This is a genomic window from Martinezella lusitana (genome assembly GCF_016901135.1).
GTDB classification, from domain to species: domain Bacteria; phylum Pseudomonadota; class Alphaproteobacteria; order Rhizobiales; family Rhizobiaceae; genus Rhizobium; species Rhizobium lusitanum_D.
In genome coordinates this window covers 824,408-842,643 of sequence record NZ_JAFEVL010000045.1, presented here as the reverse complement: position 1 = coordinate 842,643, position 18,236 = coordinate 824,408, and the positions used below count along the sequence as shown (strand labels likewise).

Sequence of the window (18,236 nt, the reverse complement as noted above, 5' to 3'; positions counted from 1 at the left end):
CTCAGCTCACCTTGATGCGCGGATCGATCACCGCATAGGCGATGTCGGTCAGGAGATTGACGACGATAACGCAGGCGCCGATGACCAAAGTTGCCCCCATGATGACGGGATAGTCTCTGGTCGTGACTGCATCGACGAGCAGCAGGCCCATGCCGGGCCAGTTGAAGACGCTCTCGATGAAGATCGCCCCGCCGATGGCAAGCCCGATGGTCGAGCCGATGACGGTAACAATAGGCAGCAAAGCGTTGCGCAGCGCATGCTTGACGATCACCCAGAACTCGATCACGCCCTTAGCGCGCGCGGTGCGCACATAATCCTGATTGAGGACTTCGAGAAGCGAGGCGCGCATGTAGCGCATGATCAATGCCGCCTGAGCTATGGCTAGGAGTGCCGACGGCAAGATGAGATGCCGAAGCAGGTCGCCGAGAGAGAAATCCTCGCCCGGCGTCAGCATGCCGCCGGACGGCAACCAGCCGAGACGCACGGCAAAGATATAGAGGCCGAGAAGCGCGCTCAGGAAGGCCGGGCTCGATATGCCGGCCAGTGCCAACACGGAGAGCGAGACGTCCGTGACGGAATTGCGCCTAACGGCGCCGACAACGCCGGCGGCAATGCCGGCGACGATCGCCATGATCAAGGCGGAGCCCATCAGCAGGACTGTCGGCCCGATGCGCGACAGCACCAGCGTCAACACCGGCTGATCCAGCCGCTTGATCGAATAGCCGAAATTGCCATGCAAGGCCTGCTGCAGCCACCCGATATATTGCAGCGGTAGGGGCTGATCCAGCCCCAGCCGGCTGCGCAAATCGGCCATGGCGGCCGGAGACAGCGGCGCGCTCGGGTCGATATAGGCGTCGATCGGATCACCCGGTGTCAGCCGCAGCAGCACGAAGACCAGCATGCTCAGCGCAATGAGCATGCCGATACCGATCGCCAGACGCTTGAGACAGTAACGAAGCATATCGAATCCGCGCTTGAAAGAATGAGCCGGCCGCAGCCCGCGACCGGCCGTAAGCCTATTCGGAGAGCTTCCACGCTTCCGGATGGGCCACATACGGACCGCCGCCGGGCGCGGGCGTCCAGATGAAGTCCTTCACCTTCGATGAAACGACGCCATAGCGGTTCGCCACCCACATGGTCGCCCAGGGCAGATTCTTGTTCATGACCTTGCAGACATCCTGATAGCGCTGGTCGCGCTTGGCGGCGTCCGTCTCGGCAATGGCGGCGTCGAGTGCTTTGGTCAGATCCGGCATGCGGGCACGCACGACATTGGCGCCGGCCGGCGGTATCTGTTTTTCATTGAGGCCGGTATTGATGTTGCTCGGATCCGGGCCATTCTGCAAACCGGCATAGACAAGCGGGAACTGCGATGCGTCGGCGTCAGGCTTGAGCACCAGACCGTTATAGGTTGGCGCATCGACCGCGCGCGGGACCACATTGATCCCGACCTGCGCGAGCATCGCCTGCATCGCCGCCAGGATGTTTGTGGTAAGCGGGGTGTTGTAATAAGTCAGCAAGGTGATCGGCTTGTCGCCGTTGATCTTGCCCCACCCGGCCTCATCCAACAGCTGCTTGGCTTTGGCGGGATCGTAGGGATAGGCCTCGATACCTTGCGGAACCAGCTGACCTGCCACATAGGCGCAATTGGCCTGCTTTGCCGCGCCGCCATAAAGGCTCTTGATGATCGCATCGCGGTTGATGGCATACATGACGGCCTGGCGGACACGGAGATCCTTCCAGAGCGGCGAGTCCTGGTTGAAGCCGAGATAGTTGACGACGAAGGAAGCTCCCTCGATCACCCGGAAGGATTTATCGTCCTTGAAGGTCGGCACATCGTTGGAATCGATGTAGGTGAACTGGATTTCGCCGGCGCGCAGCGCCGAGATCGCCGAAGCAGGATTGGCGAAATAGCGATTGATCAAACGATCGAGGACGGGCTTGCCGCCGCGGTAATCCGGATTGGCGGTCAACTCGACATATTGATCCTGCACATATTTGACGAATTTGAACGGACCCGTCCCAATCGGCGAGGTCGACCACCAGGTGCTTTTCGCAAGCTGATCGGCGGGTACAGCCGCAAGCGCATGCTCCGGCAGCACCATTATCTTTGTCAGCGTGTCCAGGAGACTGGCGGAGGGAGCGGAAAGCTTGATGACCAGGGTATGATCGTCAGGCATCTCGATCGCGGACAAAACCTTCAGGCGAGCTGCAAAGATCGAACCCGTCTTGGCATTGGCAGCAAGCTCGATGGTGAATTTGGCGTCCTTGGCCGTGAAGGGCTTGCCGTCGTGCCACGTGGCATCGGCAAGCTTGAACGTGTAGGTCAGCTGATCCGGGCTTACCTCATAGGAGGCGGCAAGCACGCCGACGATCTTCTGCAGCTTCTCGTCGTAGCTGACCAGCGGCTCGAGGTAGGTGCTCAGCCAGGTTAAGCCGGCGGTTGCAGCCAGCGGATTGAAATTGCCCTGAAAGCCGCCGGGGCCAACATCGAATCCACCAGACAATGTCGCGGCAGCTGCGGGTGCGGCCACACCACCTAAGACGGGCACACCGGTGATCGACATCATCGCCCCCAGCGCGATTGCCGGCAGACAAAAAAGTTCCCTCATCATAGTCCTCCTCCCTAATTTCGGGTCGCTAACCCTTCTTGTTGTTGGCTATTACCCTCGAAATCCCCTCGTAGTGGCGGTCGAGGCGCATACGCACCTCTTTCAAGTTCCTCGCTTCGACTGCATCGACGATCGCCTCATGGTCCCTCCACGTGGCCATGGGGTCGGCATTGTCGAGGTCGAAGAAGTTGGATGCCTTGTTGAAGGCGAGCCAGAACACGTCGATCAAGCGGACGAAGGTCTCGTTGCCCTGGCAGCGAAACAGCAGCCGATGAAACAGCTGATCGTCCTCGGCGAAGGGTTCGCCGCGCTCGGCATGGACCCGCATGCGGTCGACGGTGGCGCGCAGTTCGGCCAGATCCTCCGGCCCGATCATCTCAAGCGTCTTGCCGATCAGGCCGACTTCGAGTGTGCGGCGAATTTCCAGCACCTCCTCCATGTGGCGCAGCGCATTGCCGAGCCCATAGGCAAGATTGTCCAGCAGCGGCCCGAAGGAAAATGCCTTGACGAAGATGCCGATGCCGCGGCGCGTCTCGAGCACGCCGAGGGATTCGAGCGCCTTGATGCCTTCGCGCAGGGAATTGCGGCTGACGCCGAGCTGCGTCGCCAGCTCGGCTTCGGCCGGCAACAGCGTTCCCGGTTCCAGACTATTGTCGGCAATGTAGCTGCGCAGGCTCTCCTGCACTGAGACATGCAGCAACGGCGCGCGCGTCAGAGGCTGAATGACTTTGCCGACCATGAAACGAGGCTCCCAGAGGTATCGGCATTGATCCTATGAACTTGTAGGATATCCGTCAAGTGGATAGGTACGCGCGCAAAGAGGCCGGATAACGCCTGCATGAATTCGCCTCCAAAACAAAAAGGCCGGGCTGTTAACCCGGCATCTCAGACGCCATTCGTTTCAGGGGATTATTCGATGATCTAGGAGCGCAGCGAGTCGAAATGCTGCATCATGCGCTCCACATCGGGGCGAATGCCGGTGAACAATTCGAAGGCCTTGACCGCCTGAAACACCGCCATACCGCCGCCATCGAGAACACGGCATCCCTTCTGTCGGGCAAGTTTCACCAATTCCGTTTCGATGGGGAAATAGACGATTTCCGCGACCCAGAAGCGATCCGAAACAAGATGGGCATCGAGCGGCAGACCGGGATGGGCGCCCATGCCCGTCGGTGTCGCGTGCACCAAGCCATTCGCCACATTCAAGGCTTCAGCGAGATTGCGACCGACGGAGAAGGAACAGGTGGCATGAGCTGCCTGAAGCTGATCGGTAAGCGCCTGCGCGCGGGACGGGTCCAGATCGAAGATCTCGATCGAGCGCCCGCCCATTTGCGCCACCGCATGCGCGACGGCAACCCCGGCGCCGCCCGCTCCCAATTGCACGACACGATCTAGCGAGACACCGCCCAGCCCGCGACGAAAGCTTTCCGCAAAGCCCCACCAATCCGTATTGTGCCCGATCCTGCGCCCACCACGAAAAACGATCGTATTGATCGACCGCAGCGCCTCAGCATCCGGCGACAGTTCATCGACCAGTGCGACGGCCGCCTGCTTGCAGGGATGCGTGATATTTAGGCCGGCGAAACCGGCCGCCTCGGCCTCGTCGATCAAGGCTGGCAGATCCGACACGGAAAGCCCCCGTGCCTCAAGATCGATCAGATCGTATTGATAGGAAAGGCCGCAATGCCCGCCTTCGCGCATATGCATGGCCGGCGTTAGCGAGCGACTGATGCCCGCGCCGATCAGGCCGACATGAAGTTGACGCGGAATGATGGCTGCCTGAGTGTTCAATCTATCCTCCCGAGCAGCGAGTTAAAGCAATATCTCGGCTCGCAATCAAAATGTACGAACTAGTACGTAAAGTCAATGAATAACGCAGAAATCCTGTTCCGGGGCAACGCCGGTCGATATCCTCCGGCGGTTCAGATTCTCATGTAATGTCTGAGGAAGGTGTCTTTAAGAAAGCCAAGATTGCGTCGACTATCAACGCCTTGTGCCGATTCTTTAATTCATCGGAAGATAGGTCGCGTTCGAAGATCGCCCCGAAGGTATGGCGGTTGGACACGCGGAAAAAGCATTGTGCGCTAATCATCATGTGCAAATCGACCGGGTCCACCCGGCGCGAAAAACTGCCGTCGGCATAGCCCCGCGCCAGGATCTCGGTGATGATGTCGATCACGGCGATATTCATCTGCGATAGCACGACCGAACGTTTCATATGCTCAGCACGATGAATGTTTTCGATGCTGACGAGGCGCACGAAATCGGGATTCTGATCGTCGTGATCGAAGGTGCTTTCGATCAGCTGGGCCATGGCCTGAACGGGCGGCATGTTTTGCAGATCGAGTTCGCTCTCCAGCGTGCGGATCTTGGTATAGGCCTGCTCGAGAACGGCGAGATAGAGCCCTTCCTTGCTGCCGAAATAATAATAGATCATGCGCTTGGAGGTCTTGGTGCGCTCGGCGATCTCGTCAACCCGGGCGCCGGAAAAACCTGCAGCGACAAACTCTTCCGTCGCGATCTTCAGAATATTTTCCTTGGTCGCGTCGGGATCATTCTTTCGCGTGAGGCGCTCGATCTTGGCCGCTTGCGCTTTGGTCATGCCTTGCTCGTCTTCCTGGGTTCGTCGATGCCCGCCATTGAAGATCAAAGCTTTAACACAGCCTCAACGCGAATGGGGAGAGCCTAACGCTTCGGCAGACCAATCGGTCGCAGATGCCGCCTCAGCGCTGCGATGCGGAAGATGGCGTTCGCCGCGCCATAGCCGCGATAGCCGCTGCGCTGGACGATCTCGAAGAAGAAGCCTTCGCCATAGGTCGGGCTGTAGAGCTGGAAATATTCGCCATGCTCGTCGCGATCGTAGAGAATATTGTGCGCCTTCAAGCGCTCGGTGAAATCCGGGTCGAGGCCGAATCTGGCTTCCAGATCATCGTAGTAATTCGGCGAGATCGCCAATGTCGTGAAACCGTTGGCCGACAGGGCCGTCGCCGTCGCGAAGATGTCGTCGGTCGCAAAGGCCAGATGCTGAATGCCCGAGCCGAAAGTCTCGGCGATGAAATGGCCGGCCAGCGTATTGCGGTTTTCCGCACCGTTCAGCGTGATGCGCAACGTGCCCGGCCCGTTTTCGACGACCTGGCTTCGAACGACACCCGCCGGGTCGATGATGTCGACCATAGGCGTCTTATGCGCATCGAGTATCGCCGTGTAGAACAGCAACCAGGTCAGCAGTTCTTCATATTTCATGGTCTGCGCGACATGGTCGACGCCCGTCAGGCCAACCGGCTGCCAATCGGCACTATCCTCGACGGGGTCGAACTCGATCTCCCAGATCCGCCCGAGCGAACTCTTACGATCGAGGAAATACAGGATACCGCCGCCGACACCGCGTATAGCAGGCATTTCGATCTCGCCGGGATCCAACGACTGTTCGAAACGCTCCGCGCCCAGCGCCTCAGCCCGCGCAAGGGCTGCCTGCGCGTCGCCGACCCATAGGCCCATCGCATAGGCCGATTGCCCGTGCAGGGCATAGGAAGCGCCGGCAAATCCGCCTTGATCCGCGTTGACGACCAGATTGATGCCTCTCTGCCTGAAAACATCGACGCGCTTGGTTTTATGGCGGCCGACATGCCGGAAGCCCAGCGCGCGCAATCGATCGGAAAGGGCTGATATCTCGGCTTCATCGACGGTGAATTCGACGAAAGCCACGCCCTCGACCTCGGCGCGCGGCGGCATGGGCGCCAGCGTCAGGTTGCTGTCGCTTACAGCGCGGCGGACCTGATCGCCCAGATAGACAAGCGAGCGCCTGCCGTCCACGGCAATGGCCGCCGGCGAGCCGCCACGGAACTGGTCGTTGAAAATCTCCAGCGAGAGATAGCCATCATAGCCCGTCGCCGCCACCGCATTCATGAAATCAAGGACGGGCAGATCGCCCTCGCCCGGCATATTGCGGAAATGACGGCTCCAGTAAAGAAGATCCATGTCGATCAGCGGCGCATCGGCAAGCTGGATGATGAAGATCTTTTCCTTCGGGATCGAGCGGATCGAATTGACGTCGATCTTGCGCGAAAGCGTATGGAAACTATCGAGGATGAGGCCGATATTCGGATGATCGGCACGGCGGACGATTTCCCAGGCATCGCGGTGATCATGAATATGCCGCCCCCAGGCAAGCGCCTCGTATCCGACGCGCAGACCGCGCTTTGCCGCCCGCTCCCCGAGCTCGAAAAAGTCGGCGGCCGCACGATCGATGCCGCCGAGCGCCGCTGAAGAGACGTTCGAGCAAACAAGCACAAGGTCGGTGCCCATTTCCTGCATGAGATCGAATTTGCGCTCGGCTCTATCGAAAGTGCGGCTGCGCAACGGCTCTGGCATGCCCTCGAAATCGCGGAATGGCTGAAAGAGCGTGATCTCCAAGCCATGATCCTTGACTATCTGGCCGACCTGACGGGGCGATTCATCGAAGGCCAGGAAGTCGTTCTCGAAGATTTCGACGCCGTCGAAGCCGGCCTTGGCGATGGCGTGAAGCTTCTCTTTGAGATCGCCGCTGATCGAAACGGTCGCGATCGAGGTTTTCATTGTGTCATCCCATCCATTTGGCGATTTCCAACAAACTCATCCGCGATCGCGTGCCCCCGCTGCTGCCATGAGGTGCCGACGCAAATGCACCGGCACCCGTTCATGCTCAGACGGCGCGGTCGGCATGCGGCGCCGTGGCCGTGTATCGGCGCCCATCCCTGCCGAGCTGGTCGATCGGTGTCTGATAGGTCTCCGTCGCCGTTGCCGCCGAGACGGCGGCAACGAGGGCGGTGATCGAGGTAAATGCTGCGACCGGCACCCAGCCCATCGGCCCGGTGCCCATTAAGGCTGCACTGATCGCCGGCGCGAAACCGCCGAGCGCAAAGCCGATCTGGGTACCGACCGCCATACCGGACAGACGCACGCGGGTATCGAACATTTCCGCATAGAGCGCCGGCCAGATGCCATTGGAGGCGCTGTAGACCACGCCCGAGAGCAGAATGCCGAGGACGAAGACGAGCGGAAGGTTGTTCTGGCTGATCGCCCAGATATAGGGCCAGATCAGAATTGCGCAGCCGACGGCGCCGAAGATGAAGATCGGCTTTCTGCCGATGCGGTCGGCCAGGATCGCCCATAGAGGGATGGCGCCGAGCGCCACGATATTGGCGAGTACCAGCACGGTCAGCATGGTGGAGCGGTCGATATGCATGGTGTTGACTGCGTACGACAGGGTGAAGACGCTGAAGATCGTGCTGACGACAGAGATCAACGCGGCAAAGATGATGCGCAGGACATCAGCCCAGTAATTCGCCATCAGGGAAACCAGCGGCAGCTTGGCAACCTCGCCCTTCTTTGTCTCCTCAAGGAAAGCGGGCGTCTCGGCCAGCGTGCGGCGAACCCAGAAACCGACGATGACGACGACGAAGCTCAGGAAGAAGGGAATGCGCCAGCCCCATGACAAGAGAGCGGCTTCATCAAGCCTCGCGAGCGGTATGAAGACCAGAGTTGCAAGGATCAATCCGGCCTGTGTTCCACTCAGCGTGAAGCTGGTGAAAAAAGCACGCCGGTTTTCAGGCGCATGTTCAAGCGTCATCGAGCTGGCTCCGGCCTGCTCGCCGGCGGCGGAGATGCCCTGCAGCAGACGTGCCAGAACCAGAAGCATCGGTGCCAGGATGCCGGCCTGATCATAGGTCGGCAGGCAGCCGATGATGAAGGTCGAAAACCCCATGAGCAGCAGCGTGAAGGTGAGCACCTTCTTGCGGCCGAACTTGTCGCCGACATGACCCAGGATAACGGCACCCAGCGGGCGCATGATATAGGCAACGCCGAATGTGGCGAACGAGGCGATTGCCGCCGTCTGCGGATCTTCCGCAGAGAAGAATATCTTTGGAAAGATCAGCGCCGCCGCCGTCCCGTAGACGAAGAAATCGTAATATTCGACAGCACTTCCAAGCCAGCTCGCCAAGGCGGCGCGCTTCGGCGTTTTATGTTCGACTGGTGTTTTCATCATCGTTCCTCCCCAGAACATTTCCGTTTCGAAGACATGCCGCATCCCTGAGCGCAAGCCTCGGCCGGCACCCTCCCGCAGGACATCCAAGATTGTCTTGGCAGTCACCGATGCCGCCCGTGGCAGCGTTCGTCACTCCTCTCGAAGGATAATGTACGAACTAGTTCGTTTTGTAAAGTACCCTGCTTCGGAGGCGAGTGGCCAGCGTGTTTGCCCAGATTGATCCGCGCCGGCTCCACCCCTTTTCATCGGGCAGATTCCAGCGTCGAGATAACGATCTGTGCGGATGATGCTAATGGCTTTTGGGGCGACACATAGGCGCGGGGCAATCGCAACGCAGAGACGCGTGCGGCTGGCGCCTTAGGCTAGCTCACGATGATGTGTCCCGGCTCTCGATTGGAGCAGCCCCGAAACTTATTTCACACCTTGAGGTGCATCCGTAGCAGGCAGGCGAACGAGCTTGCCTTCCTCTGCCTTGTAGAAATATTGGCTCGCAATCAACCAGCCCTTCAACGGCCGTAGCGGCGGAATGCAGGTCGCCAGCATGAAGGGACCGGTCACCAAAAACTGAACCCAGATCGGTGCGGAATAGGCAACCTCCAGCCAAACACCAAGAAGTACGCTCGGAATGCAGGCGAAGCAGATGACGAAGAAGGCTGGCCCATCGGCCGGATCGGCAAAGGAGTAATCGAGCCCGCATGCCTCGCACTCCTTGCGCAGAGTCAGGAACCCGTCGAACAGCCGTCCCTGACCGCAGCGCGGGCAACGGCATCTCAGGCCGGTCTGCAGCGGCTTTAGTGGGGGATATTCGGTATCCATGGCAATCTCGCTCTCAAACGGTAAGGCAGCGTTATGATGCATTCAATACGCATTATTGAATGCATACAATATGATTACAATGAAAGAGAATTGTTTGTCCATTCGTCAGAATGACGCAGCGTAAATGGAGCGGAAGCGGGAGCAGAGGATTGCGTGTGCCGCCCGCAGTCGCGAGCTGCCTGTCCATCGCAGCGCTCGGGAAGCTGAGCGAACTCAGAAAAATGAGGCCGCCATCTCCGGAGGACCTTCCAGGGCATGCGCCATGAACTCCAGCGCGCCTTGCAGCCTTTCGCGTGTGATCGGGCCGCCGAGGCAGATCCGTACAGCCTCGGGTGCTGCTCCGTCGACCGTAAAGGCATCGCTTGCAACGACGCCGATGCCGGAGTTGCGCATATGGCTGCCGAAAGTGGACCGCGTCCAGCCGTTGGTCAGCGGCAACCAGATATTGAAGCTGATCGGATCGGCCTTATAGCTGCCGGCCGGCAGGATGTTTGCCACCATAGCCTGGCGCGCCGCCGATTCCGCGCGAATGAAGCGCAGAATGCCATCGGCGGTGCCGTCCTCTATCCAGCGGGTTGCGAGCGCCACATTCAGCGGCGAAGCCATGACATTGTTGGTTCGCATGGCGCTGACGAAGGGCCATATAGCCTTCGTATCCGGCGCAACGACATAGGCGAGGCGAAGCCCCGCACCGATGCATTTTGCCAATCCGCCGATGTGCCAGGCAAGATCCGGCGCGATGGCGGCGATCGGCGGGGGACCGTGCAGCGGAATGAACCCATAGGCGTCATCCTCGATGATCGGCACGTGGTATTCGCGAGCGATGGCAGCAATCTCCTCGCGGCGCTTCTCCGGAATGGTCAACGTCAACGGATTTTGCAGCGTCGGATTGAGATAGAGCGCCTTCGGCCGCAGCCGTTCGCAGGCCTCGGCGAAGGCGTCCGGCAGGATACCCTCTTCATCCATCGGAAGGCCCGCGAGATTAAGCCGGAGCTGCGCGGCAATCGAACGCATACCCGGATAGGTAATCTTCTCTGACAGTACCACCTCTCCCGGCTTAGCAAGCAGGCCGAATATCGCAAGCAAGGCCGGATGCGCTCCCGGCGTTACGAAGATGCGCTCCTGCGACGGCACGAGCCCGCGGCGGCTGAGCCAGGCGGCCGCCGCTTCCTTGTCCATGCTCGAGCCGCCGAAACCCTGATAACGCAGCAGTGAAATGAGATTGGTCGCCACCGCGGACATGCCTTCGCGCATGCGGGCAACAAGATCCGGATCGTTCGGCTCCGGTGGCAGGTTCATCGAGAAGTCGACCATCGAGGTGCGGCGCGGATCGGGCGCCGCATCCGACACGAAGCCACGGCGCTCCTTATCGGCACCGCCGGTCACGAATGTCCCACGACCCACATGCGAATCCACCAGCCCGCGTTTCTGCGCCTCGACATAACCCCGCGCCACCGTCGTGAAATCGATATTGAGGCGCTTGGCAAGCTCGCGCTGTGGCGGCAGCCTGTCGCCCACGACCAGAACGCCGCTGCGCAGATCCATTTCGATCAGGTCGGCAATGGCGATATATCGGGGATTTGAGGAGCGGCTGAGATCGGGATGCCAGTTTTTCATTTCATGCTCCGCGATGATGATCGGACGGGGGAAAGAAATCCAACCGACATTGATCGTATATTGTTGCATGCGGCTCACGTCACGCGAAAACATCACTTCCACTTTGCAGGCGACGAATGACCAAATGCCGCAGCTGACATATCGATGATACGCTCCGCTCAGCGAGAAAACCCTACAATTGAATGCACCGAAAACTAGATTGATGGTATTTCTGCGCAGCCAGTTTGCGAAAGCGCCGCTCAGACGACATGGCAGCCCGGTGGAAGCCGGGATGCCATTCCCGCGCGGCGGGGATAGTCATTGCCCCTCTTGGGAGGCTTTCTCTTTCGCCTGATCGTCGACGAGTTCGTACCACATGGCATTGAGGACAGCGAAAGCGGCGGCCAGGGGAAAGCCGAGGAGCCAGGCGAAGTACCACATGCGGAATCTCCTTGAAGGTTAGTAGGCGTGACCGCCCTTGTCGTTGACCGTCTTCTCGTCGACCTTGCCCCACAGCACCCGATAGACCCAGGCAGTGTAGGCAAGCACGATCGGCAGGAAGATGGCAGTGACGACGAGCATGATGAACAGGGTCAGATGACTGGACGAAGCATCCCACACCGTCAGGCTGGAGCGCGGATCGAGCGACGACGGCAGGATGAACGGGAACATCGACAAGCCGACCGTCGAGATGATGCCGAGGATGGCCAGCTTGCTGAACAACAGCACGGTCACTTCACGCCGGGCCAGCATGGCAAGCAGGGCGGCGGCGGCGCCGACGAAACCGAGAACCGGTGCGATCATCATCCACGGATGCGTACCGTAGTTGACGAGCCACGCCCCTGGACTGTGCTCGACGGTCTTGAGCAGCGGATTGGAAGGGCCGGCCGCATCGATGGCGCTGGAGATGCGATAGCCGTCTATCCCCATCCAGAGAAACAGGCCGCCCAGCGCAAAAAGCACGATCACGGCCACAGCCGCCAGACTGCCATAGCGGCGGGCACGCTCCGCAACGACACTATCCGTCTTGACCTGAAGCCAGGCCGCTCCGTGCATGACGAGCATGGCGACTGAGAGAAGGCCACAAAGCAGCGCGTAAGGGTTCAGGAGCGCGAAGAACGACCCTTCATAGTAGATGCGCATGTCGTCATCGAAGCGGAAGGGCACGCCTTGGAGCACATTGCCGACTGCCACGCCGAAGATCAGCGAGGGGACGAAGCCGCTGATGAAGAGCGCCCAGTCCCAACCGGCCTTCCAGCGGGCGCTTTCGCGCTTCGACCGATATTTGAAGGCGACCGGCCGCAGGATCAACGCAAACAGGATCGCGAACATGGCAAGATAGAAGCCGGAGAAGGACACCGCATAGAGCGGCGGCCAGGCGGCGAAGATGACGCCGCCGCCGACGATCAGCCAGACCTGGTTGCCTTCCCAGGTCGGGCCGATCGAGTTGATGGCAATGCGCCGCTCCGTATCCGTCCTGGCGACGAAGGGAAGAAGCGTGCCCACGCCGAGGTCGAAGCCGTCGGTGACGGCAAAGCCGATCAGCAGCACGCCGAGAAGCAGCCACCAAATGATGCGCAGGGTCTCGTAGTCGATCAATTCATGAAGGATCATGGCAGGTCACTCCGCAGCCGGAACGAGGTTTTTGGAAATCAGCTTGGCCTCCGGCACGTCGTCCGGTTCCGGGCCTTTGCGGATCGCCTTGATCATCAGCGTCATCTCGATGACGATGAGGACGGTGTAGAGCGATGCAAAGCCGAGGATGGTCAGAAGCACGGTGCCCGCGCCGAGATTGGAGACGGCAGCGGCAGTCGGCAGCACGCCTTCGATGATCCATGGCTGGCGCCCGAATTCGGCAACCACCCAGCCCAGCTCGATGGCGACCCAGGGCAGCGGGATGGCGAAGACCGCAACCCGTAGCAGGAGCGGGTACCGATCGAGCTTGCGCCGGGCCGAGAGCCAGAAAAAGACCGTCATCAGCAGGATGAAGAACATGCCGAGCCCGACCATGATGCGGAAGGACCAGAACAGCGTCGGAACGTGCGGAATAGTGTCGCGCGCCGCCTGTGCGATCTGCTCTTCGGTCGCCTGGCGCGGGTCGTTGACATAGCGCTTGAGCAAGAGCGCATAGCCGAGTTCATGACCGATCTCCTCGAAGGATGAGCGCGCCTCGGTGGTGGCGACATCCTGCGAGGCCTCGCCTGAAGTTGCCGGCTTTGCCGCGCGGATCTTCATCAGGGCGTCATAGGCCTTGATACCCTGGCGGATATTGTCCTTGGCCTCCGCTTCAAGCTTGTCGATGCCAGGGATTTCCGTCGTCAGCGACCGCGTGCCGATCAGGCCCATGACCCAGGGAATATGCACAGCATAATGGGTCTCGCGCGCTTCCTGATCCGGAAAACCGAAGGCCGTGAAGGCGGCCGGCGTCGGCTCTGTCTTCCACATGCCCTCGATCGCCGCGAGCTTCATCTTCTGGTGCTCGGTCGTCAGATAGCCACTCTCGTCGCCGAGTACGACGACCGAAAGTGCCGAGGCCAGACCGAAAGACGCTGCGACCGTCATCGAGCGTTTCGCCAGCTCGACGCTGCGGCCCCTCAGCAGATACCAGGCCGAGACGCCGAGCACGAAGACGGAGGCGCAGACATAGCCGGCCGAAACGGTGTGGACGAACTTCGCCTGCGCCACCGGGTTGAAGACGACATCGAAGAAACTGACGATCTCCATGCGCATGGTCTGCGGGTTGAGCGCCGAACCCACAGGGTTCTGCATCCAGCCATTGGCGATCAGGATCCATAGAGCCGAGAAGTTCGAGCCGAGCGCGACCGCCCAGGTCGCCACGAGATGGCCGACCTTCGACAGCTTGTCCCAGCCGAAGAAGAACAGGCCGACAAAGGTCGCCTCCAGGAAGAAGGCCATCAAGCCTTCGATCGCCAGCGGCGCGCCGAAAATGTCGCCGACATAATAGCTGTAATAGCTCCAGTTCATGCCGAACTGGAATTCCATCACGATGCCGGTGGCGACACCGAGCACGAAATTGATGCCGAAGAGCGTCCCCCAAAACTTCGTCATCTGCCGCCAGATCTGCCGGCCGGTCATGACATAGGTCGTCTCCATGATGGCAAGCAGCACGGAAAGGCCGAGCGTCAACGGCACGAACAAGAAGTGATACAGCGCCGTCATGGCAAACTGCAGGCGCGATAGCGCCACGATATCAAGTTCCATAGTCTTTCTCCCACCCCCTACGGTGTGTCTGACAGGAATGCGGCGCCATTCGACGCGCCGCGGGCATGCTACTTTGCCCCTCAGTCCGGCCGGAGCCGGTCGAGGAGCATGTCGAATTTCGGTGTGCCGCGCAGCGCTGTGGCGGCGATACGACCGCCGTCCAAAAGTACGATGCGGTTGGCGATATCGGCCTCGCGGCGGATGTGCGTGGCAATGACAAGGCTGCGCCCGGCGGCCGCCGAAACCAGCCGCGTGAGCACCGCGCGGGCCGTGCCGGCATCGAGGCCTTCCGTCGGCTCGTCGAGCAGCCACAGCGGCGTGTCGCGCAACAAAAGCCTTGCGAGCGCCAGCCGGCGCAATTGTCCGCCGGAGAGGCCACTGCCTCCTTCGCCGAGACGGCTCGAAAGACCACGCGGCAAGGCTTCGATATCCTCGAGCAACCCGGCGGTGGCGAGCGCGCGGCGCAGCCGGCTATCGTCCGCATGCGGATCCACCAGCCGCAGATTGTCGCGCACCGTATCCTGAAACAGCTCGCTGCGCTGTGTCAGCGTCGCCGCCGGCAGAGAGGCGACCGTGCCGCTGGTCGCGGCGATCTCGCCTGCGAGCAGCGCCAACAGCGTCGACTTGCCGACGCCGCTTGGGCCGACAACGGCCAGCCGCTCACCGACTGGTAGCGACAGGGACAGATCGCGCAGAACCGGGAGTGCCGTACCTTGATACCCGGCGACGACGGCCGTCATCTGGAAGGCATGCCCCGCGTCCGGCATGACAATCCCGGAGGAAGCGGCAGTCGGCGCCAGCCGGGGCGCGATGCGTTTGGCGGCAAGCAACGTCCGCCCGAGCTCAAGGGCACCACGACGCATGGCCGCGAAAGGCTCGGTGGCACCTAAAGCGATCAACAGCGCGAAAGCGGCCGCGGGCGCCCCGATCGCTCCCTGCTTGGCGAGCAGGGCCACGGTCAGGAGCGTTGCTGTCAAAAGCAAGGTGGAGGCTAGCGAAAAGCCGGCGGCGACAGCGGTGTCGATCCGGTTGAGGGCATCGTCGGCCTGCGCCAGCCGTTGATCGGCCGCGGCAATGGCCACCCGTTGCGCCTGCAAACGCCCGGCCATTGCAAGGTCCGTCTGGCCGGCGACAAGATCGATGCTTCGGGCGCGCAAGGCTTCCATGGCATGGGCGCGACGCCGCCCCGGCTTCAACGCCAAACGTCCCGCGACGAGCGAAAGGCCGAGACAGATGGCACCAAGCCACAGCCCCACCAAGCCACCAAACAGCGGATCGATGAAGGAGAGCGCGATCGTGACTGCAAAAGCGGTAAGGACAGCAACGCCGGCCGGCACCAGCACGCGCAGATAGAGCGAATCGAGCGCATCGACATCGTTCGTCAACCGGAACAGCAGCTTTGCCGGCCGGCGCATCATCGCGGCAGCAGCAGCCGGCTGCGCCCAGCCGCGAAACAGCCGCTCGCGCAGCGCGGCGAGAACCTTGAGCGTCGCATCATGCGTCACAATTCTTTCGCCGTAGCGAGCTGCCGTGCGACCGATCGCCAGCAGGCGTATGCCGGCGGAAGGGGCAAAGACGTCGAAGACTATGGCGCTGGTAACCGTCAGGCCGGCAAAGGCCGAGGCGGTGATGAACCAGCCGGACAGCCCGAGCAGCGCGGCACCGGCGAGCGTTGCCAGCGCCGACAGACCGGCGCCGAGACCAAGGCGCGCGCCGCGTTCGATCCAGAACAGCCTGATGACCGGAAGAAGGGCCGTGAGAGAGCGTCTCATGCAGCCACCCTCCGCGCCGGTGCATCCAGACGAATGATACGGTCTAAACGCGCCGCAAGAACCGGATCGTGTGTGGCGACGATCAGCACGCGACCCTTGGCAAGCGAAAGCAGCGCATCCGTCACGGCAGCCGCCGTTTGCGCATCGAGATGGGCAGTCGGCTCGTCGGCAAGGATGATATCGGCGTGTTCGTCGACAATCATCCGGGCAAGCGCCAGCCTCAATGCCTCGCCGCCGGAAAGACCGAGACCGCCCTCCCCGACCGCTGCAACCCTCTCGGCAGTAAAGACTTCGTCGAGCGCCACATCCCGGAGAGCATTCGCAACCGCATGACCATCGATAGCGGTACGTCCCAGGGCAATATTCCCGATTACGCTGCCAGCGAACACGTGAGGCGATTGCCCGATCCATGCCATGCGCCGGCGCAAGCCATCCGCCGTATCATCCCGCAGCGGAATACCGCCGACACGGATCACGCCGGCTTCATGTAGCGCCAGGCCGGCAATCAGCGACAGAATAGTCGTCTTGCCGCAGCCGCTGGCACCCCATAGAGCGATATGTTCGCCTGGAACGACGGAGAGATCGAAATGATCGATGACAGCCCTACGCTCCGCACCATGGCGGAAGACCAAACCTTCGATCTCGACCGAGGCCGGGCCGGTGGATGCGCACGGCTTCGCATCGCTGCCACCGAGAATCGTTTGTTGCGGCGACGCCAGATCCTTCAGCGCCGCAAGTGCCGCTTCGCCACTGGCGCGGTCATGCCAAACGGCCGACAGTGCACGCAACGGCTCGAAGAAGGCGGGCGCGAGCAGAAGGATGAACAGCCCCTGCGTCAATGTCAGGCGGCCCTCCCAGGTGCCGATATCAATCGACCCGAGCAGGCTGAAGCCGACATAGACGGCCATCGCAGCAACACCGAGAGCCGAGAAGAATTCCAATACCGCCGACGACAGGAAGGCGATTTTCAGCACCGCCATGGTGCGAACCCGCAGCGACTCCGCATCCCCACGCAACCGCAGCGCCGTCGCGTCGACAGCGCCGAGCGCGCGAATGGTGGCAAGCCCGCGCAGCCGGTCGAGCAGAAAAGCGTTGATGCCACCGGTTTCAGCGAGCTGCTTCTCGCTGGCGGCCTTGGCACGCCAGCCGATCAACGCCATGAAAATCGGAATTAGCGGAGCGCAGAGAGCGAGGATCAGAGCCGCTACCCAGGAAATCGGCAGGATGCAGACGAACATGACGAGCGGCACCACGCTTGCCTTCAAGCGTGCGGGACGGAACCGCTGAAGATAAGGAACTATCGCCTCGGCCTGCTCTCCCAGCACGCTCGCCGCCAGACCGGATGCGGGCCTGGCGCTATCGAGGGGCGACCGGAGTGCAAGCGCAGCCGTTGCGGCCGAGCGATGCGCGGTCAGCTCCCGGCGCGCCGCCTGGAAGGCCAGCCGCCCGCCAGCCGCATCCAGGGCAGCACGCAGGATGCCAAGGCCCAAGACGATGGCAGCGGGTATCGTCACATCCGACACCCCACCACCTTCGCTGATCGCTCCCACGCCGATTGCCAGCATGGCTGCTTGCCCTATCCACACCAGAGAAGACAGACAGAGCAAAGCCGACGCAAAGCCCAAACCGGCGGGCCGCTCCGCGGACCGCAGAGCGGCAGGACGAAAGGCATCAGCACCTTCAGACCTGCTCGGGCCGACAGCCTCTCGTCTTTCCAACATTCCATCGCTGGTAGAGGAAACACTCACTTTAGCCCGTCCTTTCCAATTCCGTGCCCTCAAGAAGGGTCCGTCGCCAAACCCGGACACACTTGCTGCAACCGAAGATATCGGAGCCCTCACTAATATGACTGGCTTTCCGCTTCTTGTCAGCGACAAGAATAGCATCGCCAGCTCGCCGAGGAGTTGATACCCTAGCAAGTTGTTCGCGAAATAGTATTAGTGTAGTTTTTTGCACTGCACAAAAGCGCAGGATGTCGCAGGGCGCCTCCGCAGAGAGGGCAGATTGACGCAGAACGGGCCATTTCGATCATTCGCACATAGGCTGTTCACATCGATTTCCGTCAGTCCAAAGCGCGAATGTGTATTGCCTCGCATCATTCCTGGCACAGGACTTGACGGGCGCCGTCGTTATCGATGTGTTGGGTAGGGATCGGCTTGCGCAAGCGAGAGTTGACGGAGAACTTGCGGGCCGAAT

At 61.0% G+C, this 18,236-nt stretch carries 14 protein-coding genes; all 14 read right to left on the bottom strand.

Features of this window, described 5'->3' with window-relative positions; genetic code table 11:
- Position 1: 1 nt before the first annotated feature.
- Entirely contained in the window at positions 2-961 is a 960-nt protein-coding gene (locus tag JTP94_RS19710) for an ABC transporter permease (RefSeq protein WP_204852133.1), read from the bottom strand.
- 55 nt (positions 962-1,016) lie between these two features.
- On the bottom strand, positions 1,017-2,567 hold the full coding sequence (locus tag JTP94_RS19705) for an ABC transporter substrate-binding protein (protein WP_409456619.1): 1,551 nt from the start codon (positions 2,565-2,567) through the stop codon (positions 1,017-1,019).
- A 70-nt stretch (positions 2,568-2,637) separates the two neighbouring features.
- Entirely contained in the window at positions 2,638-3,348 is a 711-nt protein-coding gene (locus JTP94_RS19700) for a FadR/GntR family transcriptional regulator (RefSeq protein WP_204852131.1), read from the bottom strand.
- Between the two features lie 182 nt (positions 3,349-3,530).
- On the bottom strand, positions 3,531-4,400 hold the full coding sequence (locus JTP94_RS19695) for a shikimate dehydrogenase (RefSeq protein ID WP_204852130.1): 870 nt from the start codon (positions 4,398-4,400) through the stop codon (positions 3,531-3,533).
- Positions 4,401-4,539: 139 nt separating this feature from the next.
- Positions 4,540-5,211, bottom strand: a complete 672-nt coding sequence (locus tag JTP94_RS19690) for a TetR family transcriptional regulator (protein ID WP_204852129.1) — start codon at positions 5,209-5,211, stop codon at positions 4,540-4,542.
- A gap of 83 nt (positions 5,212-5,294) precedes the next feature.
- Complete coding sequence (locus JTP94_RS19685) at positions 5,295-7,184, bottom strand: bifunctional sugar phosphate isomerase/epimerase/4-hydroxyphenylpyruvate dioxygenase family protein (RefSeq protein WP_204852128.1); 1,890 nt, start codon at positions 7,182-7,184, stop codon at positions 5,295-5,297.
- A gap of 106 nt (positions 7,185-7,290) precedes the next feature.
- A complete protein-coding gene (locus JTP94_RS19680; protein ID WP_409456617.1) occupies positions 7,291-8,634 on the bottom strand; it encodes an MFS transporter in 1,344 nt (447 codons plus the stop codon).
- Between the two features lie 411 nt (positions 8,635-9,045).
- A complete protein-coding gene (locus JTP94_RS19675) occupies positions 9,046-9,450 on the bottom strand; it encodes a DUF983 domain-containing protein (protein WP_204852126.1) in 405 nt (134 codons plus the stop codon).
- A gap of 213 nt (positions 9,451-9,663) precedes the next feature.
- Positions 9,664-11,067 carry a PLP-dependent aminotransferase family protein gene (locus tag JTP94_RS19670; protein ID WP_204852125.1) on the bottom strand — a complete coding sequence of 468 codons (1,404 nt, stop codon included), beginning with the start codon at positions 11,065-11,067 and terminating at the stop codon, positions 9,664-9,666.
- Positions 11,068-11,364: 297 nt separating this feature from the next.
- The gene (gene cydX, locus JTP94_RS19665) at positions 11,365-11,487 is read right to left on the bottom strand and encodes a cytochrome bd-I oxidase subunit CydX (RefSeq protein WP_034510327.1); all 123 of its coding nucleotides are present in this window, start codon (positions 11,485-11,487) and stop codon (positions 11,365-11,367) included.
- An 18-nt stretch (positions 11,488-11,505) separates the two neighbouring features.
- Positions 11,506-12,660, bottom strand: coding sequence for a cytochrome d ubiquinol oxidase subunit II (gene cydB, locus JTP94_RS19660; protein WP_204852124.1), 1,155 nt, complete (start codon positions 12,658-12,660; stop codon positions 11,506-11,508).
- 6 nt (positions 12,661-12,666) lie between these two features.
- Entirely contained in the window at positions 12,667-14,268 is a 1,602-nt protein-coding gene (locus tag JTP94_RS19655; RefSeq protein WP_204852123.1) for a cytochrome ubiquinol oxidase subunit I, read from the bottom strand.
- An 80-nt stretch (positions 14,269-14,348) separates the two neighbouring features.
- Complete coding sequence (locus JTP94_RS19650) at positions 14,349-16,040, bottom strand: amino acid ABC transporter ATP-binding/permease protein (RefSeq protein WP_204852122.1); 1,692 nt, start codon at positions 16,038-16,040, stop codon at positions 14,349-14,351.
- Entirely contained in the window at positions 16,037-17,761 is a 1,725-nt protein-coding gene (gene cydD / locus JTP94_RS19645; protein ID WP_204852346.1) for a thiol reductant ABC exporter subunit CydD, read from the bottom strand. The genes JTP94_RS19650 and cydD overlap by 4 nt, the downstream gene beginning before the upstream one ends.
- Positions 17,762-18,236 lie beyond the last annotated feature (475 nt).

Excerpts from the sequence above, each read along its gene's own strand:
- JTP94_RS19710 (WP_204852133.1), bottom strand. The coding sequence starts at position 961 with ATGCTTCGTTACTGTCTCAAGCGTCTGGCGATCGGTATCGGCATGCTC.
- JTP94_RS19705 (WP_409456619.1), bottom strand. The coding sequence starts at position 2,567 with ATGATGTCGATCACCGGTGTGCCCGTCTTAGGTGGTGTGGCCGCACCC.
- JTP94_RS19700 (WP_204852131.1), bottom strand. The coding sequence starts at position 3,348 with ATGGTCGGCAAAGTCATTCAGCCTCTGACGCGCGCGCCGTTGCTGCAT.
- JTP94_RS19690 (WP_204852129.1), bottom strand. The coding sequence starts at position 5,211 with ATGACCAAAGCGCAAGCGGCCAAGATCGAGCGCCTCACGCGAAAGAAT.
- JTP94_RS19685 (WP_204852128.1), bottom strand. The coding sequence starts at position 7,184 with ATGAAAACCTCGATCGCGACCGTTTCGATCAGCGGCGATCTCAAAGAG.
- JTP94_RS19680 (WP_409456617.1), bottom strand. The coding sequence starts at position 8,634 with ATGATGAAAACACCAGTCGAACATAAAACGCCGAAGCGCGCCGCCTTG.
- JTP94_RS19675 (WP_204852126.1), bottom strand. The coding sequence starts at position 9,450 with ATGGATACCGAATATCCCCCACTAAAGCCGCTGCAGACCGGCCTGAGA.
- JTP94_RS19670 (WP_204852125.1), bottom strand. The coding sequence starts at position 11,067 with ATGAAAAACTGGCATCCCGATCTCAGCCGCTCCTCAAATCCCCGATAT.
- cydX (WP_034510327.1), bottom strand. The coding sequence starts at position 11,487 with ATGTGGTACTTCGCCTGGCTCCTCGGCTTTCCCCTGGCCGCCGCTTTC.
- cydB (WP_204852124.1), bottom strand. The coding sequence starts at position 12,660 with ATGATCCTTCATGAATTGATCGACTACGAGACCCTGCGCATCATTTGG.
- JTP94_RS19655 (WP_204852123.1), bottom strand. The coding sequence starts at position 14,268 with ATGGAACTTGATATCGTGGCGCTATCGCGCCTGCAGTTTGCCATGACG.
- JTP94_RS19650 (WP_204852122.1), bottom strand. The coding sequence starts at position 16,040 with ATGAGACGCTCTCTCACGGCCCTTCTTCCGGTCATCAGGCTGTTCTGG.
- cydD (WP_204852346.1), bottom strand. The coding sequence starts at position 17,761 with ATGTTGGAAAGACGAGAGGCTGTCGGCCCGAGCAGGTCTGAAGGTGCT.